Origin of the sequence: Mesorhizobium sp. M0060, assembly GCF_040323155.1 — a bacterium.
Taxonomy (GTDB): Bacteria; Pseudomonadota; Alphaproteobacteria; order Rhizobiales; family Rhizobiaceae; genus Mesorhizobium.
In genome coordinates this window covers 1-16,067 of record NZ_JAMYUP010000044.1, presented here as the reverse complement: position 1 = coordinate 16,067, position 16,067 = coordinate 1, and the positions used below count along the sequence as shown (strand labels likewise).

General features: G+C 62.2%; 15 protein-coding genes. 8 read left to right on the top strand and 7 right to left on the bottom strand.

Annotation, left to right across the window (positions count from 1 at the left end):
- Positions 1-4 precede the first annotated feature (4 nt).
- The 4 genes from NKJ94_RS28045 to NKJ94_RS28030 all read right to left on the bottom strand — a co-directional run bounded on the left by NKJ94_RS28045 (position 5) and on the right by NKJ94_RS28030 (position 3,882).
- Positions 5-796, bottom strand: a complete 792-nt coding sequence (locus tag NKJ94_RS28045; protein WP_352529751.1) for an ABC transporter permease — start codon at positions 794-796, stop codon at positions 5-7.
- A complete protein-coding gene (locus NKJ94_RS28040) occupies positions 789-1,676 on the bottom strand; it encodes an ABC transporter permease (RefSeq protein WP_352529749.1) in 888 nt (295 codons plus the stop codon). The genes NKJ94_RS28045 and NKJ94_RS28040 overlap by 8 nt, the downstream gene beginning before the upstream one ends.
- Positions 1,673-2,710 carry an ABC transporter ATP-binding protein gene (locus NKJ94_RS28035; RefSeq protein WP_352529799.1) on the bottom strand — a complete coding sequence of 346 codons (1,038 nt, stop codon included), beginning with the start codon at positions 2,708-2,710 and terminating at the stop codon, positions 1,673-1,675. The genes NKJ94_RS28040 and NKJ94_RS28035 overlap by 4 nt, the downstream gene beginning before the upstream one ends.
- A 131-nt stretch (positions 2,711-2,841) precedes the next feature.
- Positions 2,842-3,882 carry an ABC transporter substrate-binding protein gene (locus NKJ94_RS28030; RefSeq protein ID WP_352529747.1) on the bottom strand — a complete coding sequence of 347 codons (1,041 nt, stop codon included), beginning with the start codon at positions 3,880-3,882 and terminating at the stop codon, positions 2,842-2,844.
- 147 nt (positions 3,883-4,029) lie between these two features.
- Between NKJ94_RS28030 and NKJ94_RS28025 the strand changes: the two genes are divergently transcribed.
- Complete coding sequence (locus NKJ94_RS28025; protein WP_352529745.1) at positions 4,030-5,079, top strand: LacI family DNA-binding transcriptional regulator; 1,050 nt, start codon at positions 4,030-4,032, stop codon at positions 5,077-5,079.
- Between the two features lie 12 nt (positions 5,080-5,091).
- Here the strand turns inward: NKJ94_RS28025 and NKJ94_RS28020 are convergent, their stop codons facing one another.
- The gene (locus tag NKJ94_RS28020; protein ID WP_352529743.1) at positions 5,092-5,676 is read right to left on the bottom strand and encodes a TetR/AcrR family transcriptional regulator; all 585 of its coding nucleotides are present in this window, start codon (positions 5,674-5,676) and stop codon (positions 5,092-5,094) included.
- Between the two features lie 105 nt (positions 5,677-5,781).
- Between NKJ94_RS28020 and NKJ94_RS28015 the strand changes: the two genes are divergently transcribed.
- The 3 genes from NKJ94_RS28015 to NKJ94_RS28005 all read left to right on the top strand — a co-directional run bounded on the left by NKJ94_RS28015 (position 5,782) and on the right by NKJ94_RS28005 (position 8,640).
- A complete protein-coding gene (locus tag NKJ94_RS28015; RefSeq protein ID WP_352529741.1) occupies positions 5,782-6,597 on the top strand; it encodes an oxidoreductase in 816 nt (271 codons plus the stop codon).
- A gap of 86 nt (positions 6,598-6,683) precedes the next feature.
- Entirely contained in the window at positions 6,684-7,550 is an 867-nt protein-coding gene (locus NKJ94_RS28010) for an alpha/beta fold hydrolase (protein WP_352529739.1), read from the top strand.
- 88 nt (positions 7,551-7,638) lie between these two features.
- Positions 7,639-8,640, top strand: coding sequence for an NADP-dependent oxidoreductase (locus tag NKJ94_RS28005; protein WP_352529737.1), 1,002 nt, complete (start codon positions 7,639-7,641; stop codon positions 8,638-8,640).
- Here the strand turns inward: NKJ94_RS28005 and NKJ94_RS28000 are convergent.
- A complete protein-coding gene (locus tag NKJ94_RS28000) occupies positions 8,633-9,562 on the bottom strand; it encodes a sugar kinase (RefSeq protein ID WP_352529735.1) in 930 nt (309 codons plus the stop codon). The two genes, NKJ94_RS28005 and NKJ94_RS28000, sit on opposite strands and share 8 nt — an antisense overlap.
- Before the next feature lie 158 nt (positions 9,563-9,720).
- Between NKJ94_RS28000 and NKJ94_RS27995 the strand changes: the two genes are divergently transcribed.
- The 3 genes from NKJ94_RS27995 (at position 9,721) to NKJ94_RS27985 (ending at position 12,240) form a co-directional block, all read left to right on the top strand.
- Positions 9,721-10,167 carry a FixH family protein gene (locus tag NKJ94_RS27995; protein ID WP_352529797.1) on the top strand — a complete coding sequence of 149 codons (447 nt, stop codon included), beginning with the start codon at positions 9,721-9,723 and terminating at the stop codon, positions 10,165-10,167.
- A 7-nt stretch (positions 10,168-10,174) separates the two neighbouring features.
- Entirely contained in the window at positions 10,175-11,374 is a 1,200-nt protein-coding gene (locus NKJ94_RS27990; RefSeq protein ID WP_352529733.1) for a cytochrome-c peroxidase, read from the top strand.
- A 134-nt stretch (positions 11,375-11,508) separates the two neighbouring features.
- Positions 11,509-12,240 carry a cysteine hydrolase family protein gene (locus tag NKJ94_RS27985; RefSeq protein WP_352529731.1) on the top strand — a complete coding sequence of 244 codons (732 nt, stop codon included), beginning with the start codon at positions 11,509-11,511 and terminating at the stop codon, positions 12,238-12,240.
- Between the two features lie 21 nt (positions 12,241-12,261).
- Here the strand turns inward: NKJ94_RS27985 and NKJ94_RS27980 are convergent, their stop codons facing one another.
- Positions 12,262-12,714 (bottom strand): Lrp/AsnC family transcriptional regulator, encoded by a 453-nt coding sequence (locus tag NKJ94_RS27980; RefSeq protein WP_352529729.1) that lies wholly within the window; start codon positions 12,712-12,714, stop codon positions 12,262-12,264.
- A gap of 162 nt (positions 12,715-12,876) precedes the next feature.
- On the opposite strand from NKJ94_RS27980, the gene putA reads away from it, so the two are divergent.
- The coding region (gene putA / locus NKJ94_RS27975) for a bifunctional proline dehydrogenase/L-glutamate gamma-semialdehyde dehydrogenase PutA (RefSeq protein ID WP_352529727.1) at positions 12,877-16,067 on the top strand (3,191 nt) is incomplete at its 3' end.

The window sequence follows — 16,067 nt, the reverse complement described above, 5'->3', positions numbered from 1 at the left end:
TCGGTCAGGATTTTTGGCGAAGGGTCACAATCAGGACCACGGCCACGACGATGACGGTCCACAATGTCGAGATCGCCGCAATGGTCGGATCGATCTGATCGCGCAGCGACAGGAACATAAGCTTCGGCATCGTGCTATTGCGACCACTTGCGATGAAGATCGAAATCACAGACTCGTCGAGCGAAGTCAGGAACGCCATCAATGTCGCTGACAGCAAGCTGATCCGAAGTTGCGGAACGATGATTCCGCCAATGGACCTGGCCCAGTTTGCACCGAGGCTGCGCGCCGCCTGAACCTGGTTCCAGTCAAAACGGGCCAACGCGGGCAATAACACAATGCACGCGACCGGAACGGCCAGCACCACATGTCCGACCAGCACACCGAATAGCGTTCCGATCAGATGTTGTGCAGCCAACACAAAGAAGAGACCGATCGCAAGCAGGATACCTGGGGTGATCGAGGGGGTCAGCAGGACGCTCTGGATGGCCGCAGCGGCCTTTCCGCCCAGCCGATTCATTGAAATGCAGGCGAGCAGCGCGAAAGGCACCGCGATCAACGCCGTCAACGTCCCAAGGATCAAACTCGTTCTGAGCGCGGCCATCCACGTTGCCGAGCCGAAGAAGTTCTCGTACCAGCGCAACGAGTAGGCGTGCGGCGGAAACTCGAGGAGATTCGACGCCGAAAAGGAAAGCGGCACCACCACGAGCGTCGGCAGCATCAGAAATGCCATGACAAGAGCGGCAAAGCTCCAGAGCAAAATGCGGGCGAGCCTGTTTTGCGGATAGGCTTCAAGCATGGGAGGCTTCCACGGTGTTCTGGGCCACCAGACGGCGTGCCGCCAGCAACATCACACCGATCAGCGCCATAAGAACGAGGAGCAGAATGCCCAGGACGCTTGCCGACCCCCAGTCCTGAAAGGTCGATAGTGTACGCTCGATCCGGGTAGAGAGCGGATTTACCTTGCCGCCGCCAAGCACCGCCGGCGTGATGAAAAAACCTATGGCGTAGATGAGGACGATGATCGAACCCGAGAAGATGCCGCCCGTCGAAAGCGGCATAATGACTGTGCGGATGACCTGCCTGAGGGTGGCTCCCATGCTCGCTGCCGCGCGAATGAGATTTGGGTCGATATCGCGCATCGCAGCATAAACAGGCAGCAGAAAGAGTGGCAGCATGTAGTGCACCATGCCGATCAGCGTTCCCGTGAAGTTGTAGACCAGCGGCAATGGCTCCGCCGTCAGGCCTGAACCGGTCAACGCCGCGTTGATCAGGCCATCGCGCCGCAAGAGCACGAGCCAACCATAGGTACGCACCAGAATAGAGGTCCACAGCGGCAGCATGACGAACGCCATGAGCACGTTGGCCACCCTTGGTCTGATGCTGGCCAGAGCCAGCGCCAGAGGAGTGCCGAGAAGAATGCAGGCCGCCAGCGTACCCAAGGACAGTTCGAGGGTCGTGACGAGCGCCGACCATGTCAGTCCGCTCGAAAGGACCTTCTGGTAATTGCCGACGGTGTACTCACCCCCGGTGGTCAGGAATGATTGCCGGATGATCCAAAGGATGGGCAGTATCGCCGCCAGCCCAACGATGAACAGCGCCGGGAGCGAAAGTGAAAGAAAAAACCGCCGCTCGCGCCGTGCGTCCGCCGCGAGCGCCGGATCCCGGACGACGGTCACGCCGTCGCTCCCGGTATCGCGTGAACCTTCGCTGCTGGTGCATATGCGGTCATCCGCTGACCGGCGGCAAGCTCGGCGCAGCCGCCGGCCAGCGCTGCCGGAATGCAGACAAGAACCTCTTGCCCACCGTCAAGCGCCAGCGTCAAAAGCCAGTTCTCGCCGCGGAACGCTTTGGTGCGCAGTATTCCTTCGAGAGCCACTCCGTCTCCCCCGACGAGCTTCGCATCAAGATGGAAGCTTTCGGCGCGGATCACCAGAGTTTCGCGTGATGGTTCGGCGCCATCGATTCTGCGCGCCGAGCCTGGCGCCACAATGTTAGCCTCGCCCATGAACTCCGCGACGAAGCGGGTCGATGGACGATCATAAATCCGCTGCGGCGTATCTATCTGCTGGATGCGGCCAGAGTTCATCACCGCAATCCGGTCAGACATAATCAACGCTTCGCGCTGATCGTGGGTCACATAGATTGTGGTGATCCTTAGATGGTCATGCAGACGCCGGATCTCATACTGCATGGTCTCGCGCAGATTCTTGTCGAGCGCCGACAGCGGCTCGTCCATCAACATCACGCGCGGTTCGAAGACGATAGCCCGCGCCAATGCCACCCGTTGACGTTGGCCGCCGGATAGTGCGGCAACATTGCGCTCCGCCAGGCCATCCAGCTTCACGCGGGCCAAGGTGTCAAGGGCCCGCTGACGCGCCTCCGCTCTCGGTACCTTGCGCAGCACCAGCGGATACGCGACATTCGCCAGGACGTTCATGTGCGGAAACAGGGCGTAATTCTGGAATACTATGCCGATGTCTCGTTTGTTGGGCGGCAGGCGGGTGATGTCTCGATCGCCCAAGAGAAGTTTACCGGAATCCGGCCGGACAAAACCGGCCAGAGCCATGAGTAACGTGGTCTTGCCAGATCCCGATGGCCCTAACAGCGTGAGGAATTCGCCAGCCTGAATGTCGAGCGAAACATCATCCAGTGCGACGTAGGACCCGTAAGCCTTGTGCACGCTTTCGATGGTGATCGCGAGCGACTTCATCATGTGCTCCAGCCTTAAAGCGCGTCGCGTTCGACCGGCCTCACGCGACACGCTTTAGGTTCTTGTTTTCATGCATGTCGTTGTCGCAAAAGCGCTGCACACTTTTGCGCGACATGCATTAGAGCTGAGAGTCAGCGGGCCATCATTTCATCGAAGGCTCTTTGGGCGGCCTCGCCGTTCTTGACCCACCATTCTGAATTCGAAAACACCGAAGTGCCAGCATTTTCAGGCGCGGTCGCAAGTGTCTCCAGACGGTCCTCGGGAATAAGGCCACCCTCATATGCCGCAGGATTGACTGGGCCATAGGCAATGAAATCGGTCAGCTTCGCAACGCGCGCGGGCTGCGTCATCGCTGCGATGAGCTTCATCGCGGCTTCCTTGTTCGGCGCTCCCTTCGGCACCCCAAGACAGTCCGTGCCGATGACCGAACCCTTGAACGTGTAGTCAGCCGCGCCGCCATCTGCTTTCACGGTTTGGGCGCGTCCGTTCCAGGTAATGACCAAATCCGCCTCACCGTCTTTCAGCAACTGCGCGGACTGGGCGCCCGAGGTCCACCAGACGGCGACATTTGGTTTGATCGCTTCAAGCCGCTTGATGGCACGCTCTAGCCCTTCCGGGGTGCTGAGCACGGAATAGACGTCCGCCGGTGCCACGCCATCGGAGAGAAGCGCGATCTCGATCGAGTCTTGCGCATTGGCGCGCAACGCGCGACGGCCAGAAAATTTGGCAACATCCCAGAATTCCGCCCACGTCTTCGGCGGGTTCTCGCCATAGGTCTTGGTGTTCCACGACATGACGGTGCCATAGGAATCGAACGGATAGCAGTAGTCGGACTTTGCACCCTCCGGCACGGATTTCGGATCGATGATCTTGTAGTCGAGCGGCTCCAGCAGCGATTGTGCGGCAGCCTGGGCCCCTTCCGGCGAACCCAGGTGGACGATGTCGGTCGTGACTGCACCCGAGGTAACCTGCATCTTCAGGGCGGCCAGGCCGTCGCTCTGCGTCTCCTCGCGGACATCATAGCCAAGCTCTTTTGCAGCCGGCCCCCACATGGCCTCCTTGATGGCGTTGCCATAATCGCCACCTGCGGTCGTGATGGTGACCGTCTGCGCATGGACGGGCAGGGCAGCCGAGATTGCGAATGCTGTTAAGGAAATGCGTAGCCAGGACATAGGTTCTCCTCCCCAACTTTTATGGAATATCGCTTGAAAGAGCCATTATTTTGTAATCGTAACGTTACGATTGCATCTGAATACGCTAGAGTCAAGCTGCTTCCCATGGGAGTTTGGATTGACCGGGATGTCGAATTCGGTAACGCTATGGCGGTCAGCAAATCAGCCGGCGCTTTCGCAAATGAAGTCGGGCGAACAATGGCCAATCTAAAGCAGATCGCCGCGGAACTTTCCCTGTCGGTGACCACGGTGTCCCGCGCTCTGAAGGATGGGCCGGAAGTGCAGCCCTCGACCATAGCCCGCGTCAAGGAGGCGGCTAAGCGGGTCGGCTATTTACCAAATCATCATGGTCGCGCGCTCAAAACCGGTCGAACGCAGACGCTGACGGCGGTACTCCCGATGGAGACACGAGACCATCTGTCCGATCTGTTGAAGCTTCCTTTAATCGAAGGCATGACGCTGGCGGCGCGGCAAGCCGGCTATAGTCTGTCCATCTATTCCACCACTCCCGACGACGATCCCGTTGAGAGTGTGCAGCGGCAGCTTCAGGCGCGCAGCGCAGACGGCCTGGTCATCACGCGCCTGGTGTCGGCTGATCCGCGCGTCAAGCTGCTGCTGGATCAACGCATGCCATTCGTCGCGTTTGGAAGAACCGACCTGGATGTCGCGTATCCCTATGTCGATGTAGACAATGAACAGATTGCCTACGAGGCGACCCGGCGGCTCATGGATAAGGGCTGTCGACGCATTGCGCTGCAACTTCTCGTTCCGGAGGACCAGGCGAGTGCCATGCGTCTTTCCGGGTATGGAAGGGCAATGGCCGAGGCCGGTATTCCGATCGACCAATCGCTGATCGGTCATGGCATGTTCACCATGGAATCGAGCGCAGGCTGGTTCGATCGCTTGCTGGCGTCATCAGATCCGCCAACGGGCTTGGCGTGCGCCAACGAACTGGGCCTTCTGGGAGCGTTGCACGCTCTCGGCAAGCGGGGTCTTACACCAGGCCGCGATGTTCACATCGTCACCCGTGACAGCACGCGGCTGGCACGCTTCCTGCCCGCAAAGATCGGAGTTCATTCCGTGGATATGACGGGTGTTGGACGCAAACTTATCGAAGTCCTGGAGAGCCGGATCATCAATCCGCTTGGGCCGGTGGAGACAGTCTTGGTGCAAGGCAGATTCGAGCCGGCCGAATAATCCGGGCTGCCCTCAGGAGGCCACCTCGTCTTGAACCGCCCGGATCATCGCCTTTGCGGCATCTGCTCCCGCCGCTAGGATACGATCCGACAATTCCGTTCCTTTCACGGCGCGCGCGAGTTGAAGCGCGCCGATGAGCGTTGCAAACATGCCCAACGCAGCGCCCTCGGGATCCTCGGTCGGCGGCAGAGCTTCGGCGATCTGGCGCACCAGGGATTGAACGCGCTCGGCATAGAGGGCCCGCGTTTCAGGCGGCTGCCGCGCTATTTCCGGCAACAACGCGGCCGAAGCGCAGCCCTTTCCAGGATTGTCCCGGTGCTCGGCCGATAGATATGCCCCTATGGCCATTTCCGGGCCGCCGGCGGCCAACGCTTCCTGCACTTGATGCGACTGCGCGTCCAGGGCCGCCGCCACGCTTTCACGGACGAGCTCCGCCTTGGACTGGAAGTGCGGATAGAAGGCGCCGTTCGTCAGCCCGGCGTCGCTCATGATGGTTGCCAGCCCGGACGCCGCGATGCCGTCAGATCGAAAACGTTCGGCGGCGACCTCCATGATCCGGCTGCGTGACGCGTCCTTTCGCCCCTTTTCGTAGCGCATATCTTTCTTTCCTGTCCTGCTATTGCATTATGCTCATAATCTGATATTACGACCATAATTCAATTCGTGGAAATAAGCTAGACCTCTCGAACCTGGAACATCAAAATGAATGGGAATTCTGAAAAAACCGCAATCGTGACCGGAGCCTCCTCGGGCATCGGCCGCGCCAGCGCCGAGGCCTTGGCGCGGGCGGGGTTCACTGTCTTCGGGACAAGTCGCCGCAAGACCAGTAATGGCCCGAATGGAGTGACCATGCTGGCATGCGACGTGACCGATGATGCGGCCGTCAATGCGCTCGTTGCCACCGTGCTGGCGCAGACCGGCCGGATCGACCTCCTGGTCAACAATGCCGGTGTCGGTCTGCTAGGAGGCGCCGAGGAATCCTCGGTCGCACAGGTACAAGCCCTGTTCGACGTCAATCTGTTCGGCGTCATCCGCATGACCAATGCGATATTGCCGTCGATGCGGCGGCGCGGCCAAGGGCGCATCATCAATATCGGCTCCATTCTGGGATTGGTACCCGCGCCATACTCAGCTCATTACTCGGCAGTCAAGCACGCGCTCGAAGGCTATTCTGAATCGCTCGACCACGAGGTGCGCGCCTTCAACGTCCGCGTCTCTGTCATCGAGCCGGCATTCGTCCGCACCGTCTTCGACCAGAACGGCATCGAGCCGGATTCGCTGTTGAAGGAATACGATCGGGCTCGAGCCGGGTTCAAGGCGCTGCTGGGCGATGTGATGCCCAAAGCCGATCGGCCGGAAGTGGTGGCGGATGTGGTCGTCAAGGCGGCGACCGATGCCAGTCCGCGACGGCGTTATACCGCCGGCAAGGCAGCGCGCCAGGTCAGCCTGTTGCGCCGCTTTGCCCCCGCGGGGATTTTCGACAAGAGCCTGCGCAAGCAGTTCCGCTTGCCGGTCTGAACAACAGCGAGCCAGCGGATTTCACGCACATGCGACTAGCAGCCACAACGCATTTGGTCAGGCCCTACGAGACGGAGGCGCCAAGCATGACACATACATCCAATCGATCGCCGCGTTCGGCGGCATTGTTCCAGGACGCGCCAACGCGCTCGGTCGATGTCGGCGGCACAGCCTTTGCCTACCGGGAACTCGGGCCCAGAACGGGCGTGCCGGTGGTCCTGCTCAACCATCTGGCTGCTCAGCTGGACAATTTTGATCCGCGCATCGTCGATGGCCTCGCTGCGACCCGGCGGGTGATTGCCTTCGACAATCGTGGCATCGGCGCTTCGGGTGGCAAGACTCCGTCGACCATTTCCGGCATGGCACGGGATGCGGTCGCCTTCATCCGGGCGCTGGGGTTCGAAGAAGTCGACCTCTTCGGCTTTTCACTCGGCGGTTTCGTGGCGCAGCAGATTGTGCTGACTGAGCCTGAGCTTGTGCGCAAACTCATACTGGCTGGCACAGGCCCGGCCGGTGGCGAAGGGATCGACAAGGTGACGCCGCTGACGATCGTGGACATGATCAAGGGCGCGCTGACTTTGCGGGATCCGAAATACTATCTCTTCTTCACAAGGACGCCGAATGGGCGCCGCGCCGCAAACGCATTTCTGCAACGGCTGAAAGAGCGCCGGACCAACCGGGACAAGGCGGTATCGCTGAGCGCGTTCGGCGCGCAACTCAAGGCGATCAAGGCCTATGGACTGCAGGCGCCGCAAGATCTGAGCGCCATCCGCATTCCCACTTTGGTTGCGAACGGCGACCAGGACAGGATGGTGCCGAGCAGCAATACCTACGATCTCGCCGGGCGTATCCCGGGGGCGCATCTGGTTATCTACCCGGATGCCGGGCATGGCGGGGTCTTTCAGAACCATGCCGATTTTGTCCCGAAAGCCCTGTCCTTCCTCGAGGACTGAGGCCTTTCCGCAGGGCGGCTATGCAGCTGAAAACGTTCGGCTTGTTTCGTCCCGGAACACCAACAGACATTTTTAGAAAGTAACTGCCATGAAGGCATTCGTTGTCGATAAGCATAATAAAAAGGGCATTCTGCGGCTGGCCGAGATGCCGGAGCCGGAGCTCCAGGACAGCGATGTCCTGGTCGAGGTCCATGCCGCAGGGGTGAACCTGCTCGATTCCAAGATCAGAACCGGAGAATTCAAGCTCATCCTGCCTTATCGCCGACCCTTCATCCTGGGCCACGACGTGGCTGGGAAGGTTATCCGCGTGGGATCGAAAGTCCGCAAGTTCAAAGGCGGCGACGATGTTTATGCGCGGCCGCGCGATGGCCGGATTGGGACTTTCGCCGAATTCATCGCCGTGAACGAAGCCGACGTGGCCTTGAAGCCTGAGAATCTCAGCATGGAGGAGGCGGCCTCGATTCCCCTGGTCGGTCTCACCGCCTGGCAGACGCTCATTGAAAGGGCAAACCTGAAGAAGGGACAGAAGGTCTTCATTCAGGCTGGTTCCGGCGGCGTGGGAACATTCGCCATTCAGTTGGCCAAGCACCTCGGCGCGACCATTGCGACAACAGCGAGCGCAGCGAGTGCCGATCTGGTCAAAGGTCTCGGCGCCGATGTTGTCGTCGACTACAGGAAAGATGACTTCGAGAAAGTTCTGTCGGGCTACGATGTCGTCTTGAACAGTCAGGACGCCAAAACACTCGAAAAATCCCTGAGCGTGCTGAAACCGGGTGGGAAGCTCATCTCCATCTCCGGTCCACCGGATCCCGAGTTTGCCAGGGAAAAGGGACTGAATTTAATGCTGAGGCTGGTGCTGCGCTTTCTGAGCCGCGGTATCCGGGCCAAATCCAAGCGCCGTGGCGTGAGGTTTTCGTTCCTTTTCATGTTGGCGCAGGGCGATCAGCTGAGCAAGATCACCTCCCTCATCGAATCCGGCGCGATCCGCCCGGTTGTGGATCGGGTCTTTCCATTCGAAGCGACCAATGAGGCTCTGGCTTATGTCGAAACAGGACGCGCCAAGGGCAAGGTCGTCATCAAGGTCAGATAGCAATTCCTTCGAAAGCTGCCCTCAACGTCTCGAACGGCGCCAGGGCGCCGCGCACCTGCACGACGGCGGCGGCGACGCGATGGGCACGCTGCACCGCTTCTTCCGGGGCATGGCCGGCAAGGCGGGCGGCGAGATAGGCGCCGTTGAAGGAATCGCCGGCGCCGGTGGTGTCGAGGGGGGCGGCGACATGCACCGCCTGCACCGATTGCAAGCTGCCGTTCCGGGCGATCAGCGCCGGTTCCTCGCCGTTCTTGACGACGACTTCGCCGGCCAGCTTTCGCAGCCGTTCGGCGGTTGCGTGCGGTGCTGCGTCCCCGAACAGCATCTGCTCGTCGGGAAAAGTCGGCAGCGCGATGTCGGCGACGGCAAGCGCCTCGAGCATGGCGGCCTGCGCTTCCTCGTGTTGGCGCCACAGCCGCGGCCGGTAATTGGGATCGAAGGCGATCAGCGACCCGGCCGCCCGCGCTTTGGCCACGGCCGTCAGCAATGTCTTGCGCGCATTGTCGTCGAGGATTGCCAAGGTTATACCGGAAAAATAGACAAGCGCTTGGTTTTCAAGGCTTTTCGCCAAAGCGGCTGGGTCCGAAGCGAGCTGCCTCGCGGCTGCATCGGCGCGCCAATAGGTGAATGAGCGTTCGGCGCCGGTCAGCGTGATTGCGTAGAGGCCGGGGCGGGCGCCCGGTATGACCGGGCTGGCGCCGATGCCAATGCCGTTTTCAGCAAGGAATTTGATCTGGTCGCGCGAGAACGGGTCGTCGCCGAACGCCGATACATAGGTCGCCGGCCGCTCGCCGCTCAAGGCATGCAGCGCCCACAAGGTATTGAACGTGTCGCCGGCAAAGCCCATGCGCCAGTTCGGCCCGGCCTGGCCCGAAAGCTCGAGCATGCACTCGCCGATCGAGGCGACGCCATTTCCTGCCATGAAGTTCTCCTCCATCCCTGCGATTGCGGTGCTGTAGCTTTTTGCGATCGGCAGCGCCATGCTTGGCGCTGGCGGATTCTTGCGCTGGGCGCGATTTCCCACAGGGGCGTGGGACGCGATCCGCTCAGCGAAACGTTATTCGCAGAACAGGAATGGGTTTGGCATCGTTATGGCGTTATCTTCTTGGAGGCCTCGGCCTGGCTGCCTTGCTCGCCGGCGTGCTGGCCGTCGTCTATCTGACGGCGCCGCATGCGCCGCAGCGCAGCTCGGACGTAGGCCGTTCCAAGACGACGGCGAACAAGCTGTTCGTGGCGACTTTCGAGCCCGAGAAGGGCGTCATTCGGCAGGGCGAACTGGAATCCTGGCTGCTGACACTGAAAACCGTCGAGGGTGCGCCGGTGGAAGGTGCTGCAATCACGATTTCCGGCGGCATGCCGCAGCACATGCACGGTCTGCCGACCAGCCCGCAGGCTACCGATTACCTCGGCGAGGGACGCTATCGCATCGACGGGGTGAAATTCACGATGAGCGGATGGTGGCAGCTGCACTTTGCCATCTCGGCCGCGGCCGGTTCGGACACGGTCGTCTTCAACGTGGTGCTGTGAGCCACAGATGAGCCAGCTTTCCAGTCTTCTCGCGTTGGTGATGGTGGCGGTGCTTGTCGGCTGCGGCAGGCCGGAATTTTCCGACGCCGAAAAGCAGACCATCGCCTCGCTGGCGCTGTCGAGACTGCCGTCGCTGAAGCCGGACACCACCAATCGCTTCGCCGATGTGCCGGCAGCCGCCGCACTTGGCTCGACGCTGTTTTTCGACACGGGGATGAGCGGCGACGGCACCGTATCCTGCTCGACCTGCCACAAGATCGACCGGCAGTTCCAGGACGACCTGCCGCAAGCCGTCGGCGTCGGCCGCACCAACCGGCGCACCATGCCGCTGGCCGGCGTCGCGCATGATCCCTGGTTCTTCTGGGACGGGCGGCGCGACAGCCTGTGGGCGCAGGCGCTGACCCCGCTCGAAAATCCGCTGGAGCAGGCTGGCAACCGCGCCGCCTTCGCGCATTACATCAGGGCCCGCTTCGGCGAGCGCTACGAGCGTATCTTCGGGCCGCTGCCCGACCTTTCCGGCGTGCCGGCCAATGCCAGTCCGCTCGGCACCGATGCCGAGAAGGCGGCCTGGAATGCCATGCCGGAGGCGCAGGCCGAGGAGGTCAATCGCGTCTTCGCCAATATCGGCAAGGCGATCGCCGCCTTCGAGCGCTCGATCGCGCCGCCGCAGACGCGCTTTGACCGCTTTGCCATTGATCTCGCGGCGGGCGCCGAGCCGCAAGGCGATGCCGCCTTTTCGCCAGACGAAATCCTCGGCCTGAAATTGTTCATCGGCAAGGCCAATTGCGTGACGTGCCATAACGGCCCGCGTTTTACCGACGGCAGCTTCCACAACACCGGCGTGCCGCCGGTCGTGGGTCTGCCGCCGGATCGCGGCCGCGTCGACGCGGTGGCGCAGGTCGAGGCCGATCCGTTCAACTGTTTCGGCGCCTTTCGCGACGGCGACGCCGATGCCTGCCGCGAGTTGCGTTTCATGGTCAAGGCCGGGCCGGAACTCGTCCGCGCGTATAAGACGCCGTCGCTGCGGGGTGCCGCCACCCGGCCGCCCTATATGCATGCCGGGCAGTTTTCTTCGCTGGACGAGGTCGTGGCGCATTATTCGAAGGCGCCGGCGAGTGTCGAAGGCGTGTCCGAAGTCCACCCGCTGCAGCTTTCGGATCGCGAGCGGGCGGCGCTGGTGGCGTTCCTGAAGACGCTGGCGGAGTGAGGTTTGGACTTGTCTGCGGCAAGCAGTTTCTAGGCCGCCAAAGCAACGATGTAGACGATTGTTGACACGATGCAGCGTCGCTGATCATGATAACCAAGGCGCAAAGTGCGATCCCTCAGGTGTGGGAGGATGAAATGCAGCCACTTGTCATCGACGCAAAGCCTCAACCTGTTTCAGTTGACCCCGCCAAGACTGCAGTTCTCGTCGTGGACATGCAGAATGACTTCGGCTCGAAAGGTGGGATGTTCGACAGAGCCGGCATCGACATTTCCGGGATTCAACGGGCTGTCCGCCCTACTGCAAGTGTAATAGCGGCCGCTCGCAAATCGAGACTGCCCGTCATTTATCTGAAGATGGGATATCATTCTGACCTTTCGGATCTCGGGACATCGGATGCCCCCAATCGTGTCCGACATCTCCAGATCTTTGGCGTCGGTGAGAACATGACAGCGCCGGATGGCGGCGAGAGCCGGATTCTGATCCGTGACACTTGGGGAACAGATATCGTCAATGACCTGAAGCCGGAGGCAGGGGATGTCGTCCTCTACAAAACCCGATTCAGCGGTTTCTACGAGACCGAACTCGATGCGGTCCTGAAGACCGCAGGCGTCAAACACCTGATCGTGACAGGGTGCACGACTAGCGTTTGTGTAGAGTCGACCATTCGGGATGCCTTTTTCAGGGATTATCACTGCATATTGCTGACGGACTGCACCAGCGAGCCCATCGCGTCGGATGCTCCCAGGAGCAATCATGACGCCTCGATAACGCTCGTGCAGACGCTCTTTGGATGGACGTCGGCGTCCGACCATTTCCTGAGGGCGATCGAGGAGCAATTTCAGGAGCGCCTTCAACGAGCCGGATAAACTGGCGAAGCCATTGAGCGGCTAGCGATCCTTCACCGTCTCCATGGCGACGAAGGTCGAGGTCTGGGCGACGTGCGGCAAAGCGGAGATGCGCTCGCCGAGCACGCGGCGGTAGGCGGCGATGTCGGTGGTGCAGACCTTCAGCAGATAGTCGAAGCTCGACGCCATCATGTGGCACTGCTCGATCTCCGGCACCGCCTGCACGGCGCGGTTGAAGGCGTCGAGCGCGGCCGAGCGGGTGTCGGACAGTTTCACCTGGACGAAGGCGACATGGCCTTCGCCCATGCGCTCGCGGTCGATGATCGCCTGGTAGCCCCTGATAAAGCCGTCCTTCTCCAACCGCTTCACCCGCGCCTGCACCGGCGTCTTCGACAGGCCGACTTTTGCCGCCAGTTCCGACATGGAAAGCCGGCCATTGCTACCCAACGCCGACAGGATGTTCCTGTCGATGCGGTCCAATTGGTCTTCTGTCATCAGATTTCCAGGCAAATCGGAGATAAACTGGCCAAACAGTAGATCAATCGACCTGTCCTGTCGATTTCTTTGGACCGACCGAAATCCCTACTTATGTTAGCTTGCGCCATTCGGTCCGGTGACCGCCGGCCCGCTCCCGTACGCTCGTTCTACAGGACCGCCATGCCAGCGCTCGACGCCATCCGCCAGCAGATCCGTGCCAATTATTTGCCTGACGAGGACCAGTCGGTGAAGCGGCTGGCCGAGGCAGCCGGGCTGTCCGTGCAAGACCGCAAGGCGATTTCGGCCCGTGCCGCCGATCTGGTGCGGGCGGTGCGCGGCTCGTCCGATCCGCGGCTGATGGAAGTGTTCCTGTCGGCCTACGGCCTCTCGACCAAGGAGGGCGTGGCGCTGATGTGCCTGGCCGAAGCGCTGCTGCGGGTGCCCGACACAGAGACGATGGACGACCTCATCGCCGACAAGATCGCGCCGCACGACTGGTCGGCGCATTCGGGCGGCTCGAGCTCGATCTTCATCAATGCGTCGACCTGGGCGCTGATGCTGACCGGCCGCGTGCTTGATGAAGGCGAGGGCGGCATCGAAAGCACGCTGCGCGCCATGGTGCGCCGGCTGGGCGAGCCGGTCATCCGCAAGGCAGTCGCCGCCGCCATGCGCGAAATGGGCGAGCAATTCGTGATCGGCCGCACGATCGCCGAGGCCGTCAGGCGCGGCCGGCCGATGACGCAGAAGGGCTATCTCTATTCCTTCGACATGCTGGGCGAGGCGGCCCGCACCGAGGCCGACGCATTGCGCTATCTCAAGGCCTATGCCGACGCCATCTCCTCGCTCGATGCCGGCGCCAACGGCCCCGACATCCGCCAGAACCACGGCATCTCGGTCAAGCTGTCGGCGCTGCATCCGCGCTATGAGGTGACGCAGAAGGAAACGATGCTGCCTGTCATGGCCGAGCGGCTGTTGTCGCTGGCGCTGGCGGCGCGCCATTCGCGCATGGGGCTCAACATCGATGCCGAGGAGGCCGACCGCCTCGATTTGTCGCTCGACGTGATCGGGCGGGTGCTGGCTGAGCCGGAGCTTGCCGGCTGGAACGGCTTTGGCGTCGTCGTGCAGGCCTACGGGCCGCGCGCCGCCTTCGTCATCGACTGGCTCTATGCGCTGGCCAGGAAATACGACCGCACGATCATGGTGCGGCTGGTCAAGGGCGCCTATTGGGACACCGAGATCAAGCGGGCGCAGACGCTCGGGCTCGACGGCTATCCGGTCTTTACCCGCAAGGCCAACACCGACGTGTCCTACCTGGCCTGCGCCAAGAAGCTGTTGTCGATGACCGACCGCATCTATCCGCAGTTCGCTACCCACAACGCCCACACCGTCGCCGCCATCCTGTCGATGACGACGGACCGCGATACATTCGAGTTCCAGCGGCTGCATGGCATGGGCGAGGCGCTGCATGAGACGGTGCGGCGGGCCGAAGGCACGCGCTGCCGCATCTACGCGCCGGTCGGCGCGCATTCCGACCTGCTTGCCTACCTGGTCCGCCGGCTGCTCGAAAACGGCGCCAATTCCTCTTTCGTCCACCAGCTTACCGATGAGGAGGTCGAGCCCGAGGACATTGCCCGCGACCCGCTCGAAACGGTGGAGAAACAAGGCCCCGCCGCCAATCCGGCGATCGTTCCGCCGTCGGCGATCTTTGGCCCCAGCCGACGCAATTCCAAGGGCTTCGATATCACCGACACGCTGACGCTGGCTGCGATCGACAAGGCCAGGGCTGAGTTCGCCGGCCCGGACTGCTGGCACGCCAAGCCGATCAGCCGCGCGGCGGGCTATGGCAAGCAGCGTCCGGTCGTCGACCCGGCGAAGCCTTCGGAAGTGGTCGGCACGGTCAGCGAGGCCGGCGCCAAGCAGGTCGCGACAGCCGTGCGCTTCGCTGTTGAGGCACAGCCGGCATGGGCAAGGCGCCCGGTCGCCGAGCGCGCCGCCATCCTCAACCGCGCCGCCGATCTCTACGAGGCGAACGCCGTCGAGTTCTTTGCGCTTGCCGCCCGCGAGGCCGGCAAATCGCTGGCCGACGGCGTCGCCGAGGTGCGCGAGGCGGTCGACTTCCTGCGCTACTATGCTGCCGAGGCAGCCAATGCCGAAGTCGGAACGGAGGCGCGCGGCGCCATCGCCTGCATCTCGCCGTGGAACTTTCCGCTGGCCATCTTCACCGGCCAGATTGCGGCGGCACTCGTCACCGGCAATTCGGTCATCGCCAAACCTGCCGAGCAGACACCGCTGATCGCCTTCCGCGCCGTCGAACTGCTGCGCCAGGCCGGCGTGCCAGAAGACGTCATCCAGCTTCTGCCCGGCGACGGTCCCTCGGTCGGCGGCCCGCTGACCGCCGATCCACGCATTGCCGGCGTCTGCTTCACCGGCTCGACCGAGGTCGCCAAGCTGATCGAAAAGCAGCTGGCCGAGACTGCAACGCCCGATGCCATGCTGATCGCCGAGACCGGCGGCCTCAACGCCATGATCGTCGATTCCACCGCATTGCCCGAACAGGCGGTGCGCGACATCCTCGCCTCCGCCTTCCAGAGCGCCGGCCAGCGCTGCTCGGCCTTGCGCATTCTCTACGTGCAGAAGGACGTCGAGAAGAAGATGCTGGCGATGCTGAAGGGGGCGATGGAAGCGCTCAGCCTCGGCGATCCGTGGCGGATCTCGACCGATGTCGGCCCGGTCATCGACGACGAGGCGCAAGCGTCGATTCGCGACTATTGCACGAAAATGGGCCTGCAGGGCCGGCTGATCGCCAAGCTCGAAGCGCCGAAGGACGGCCGCTTCGTCGCCCCGCACGTCTTTCGGGTCAAGGGCATCGAAGAGTTGGAGCGCGAGGTGTTCGGCCCGGTGCTGCATGTCGCCACCTTCGATGCCGACGAGATCGATGCGGTGATCGCCGCGATCAATCGCAAGGGCTATGGCCTGACCTTCGGCCTGCACACCCGCATCGAAGGCCGCGCCCAGCATTTCGTCGACGGCATCCATGCCGGCAACATCTACGTCAACCGCAACCAGATCGGCGCCGTGGTCGGCGCGCAGCCGTTCGGCGGCGAGGGGCTTTCCGGCACCGGGCCGAAGGCTGGCGGTCCGCATTATCTCAGGCGCTTCCGCAAGGGGCCGGAGGCCGGCACCCATCTTGCCGAAGGCCGCAATGTGACGGCGACCGAGCTCGCCGACAATCTGCCGGACCCGGCGCTTGGCGGCTGGTCGACGCGGCCGGATCGCGTCGCCATCCTGAGGAAACATCTGCGCGGCAAGGGTGCCGCGGCCATCGGCACTGCCGCCGGCATCGATTTCGGGCAGGTCGACCTGCCCGAAAT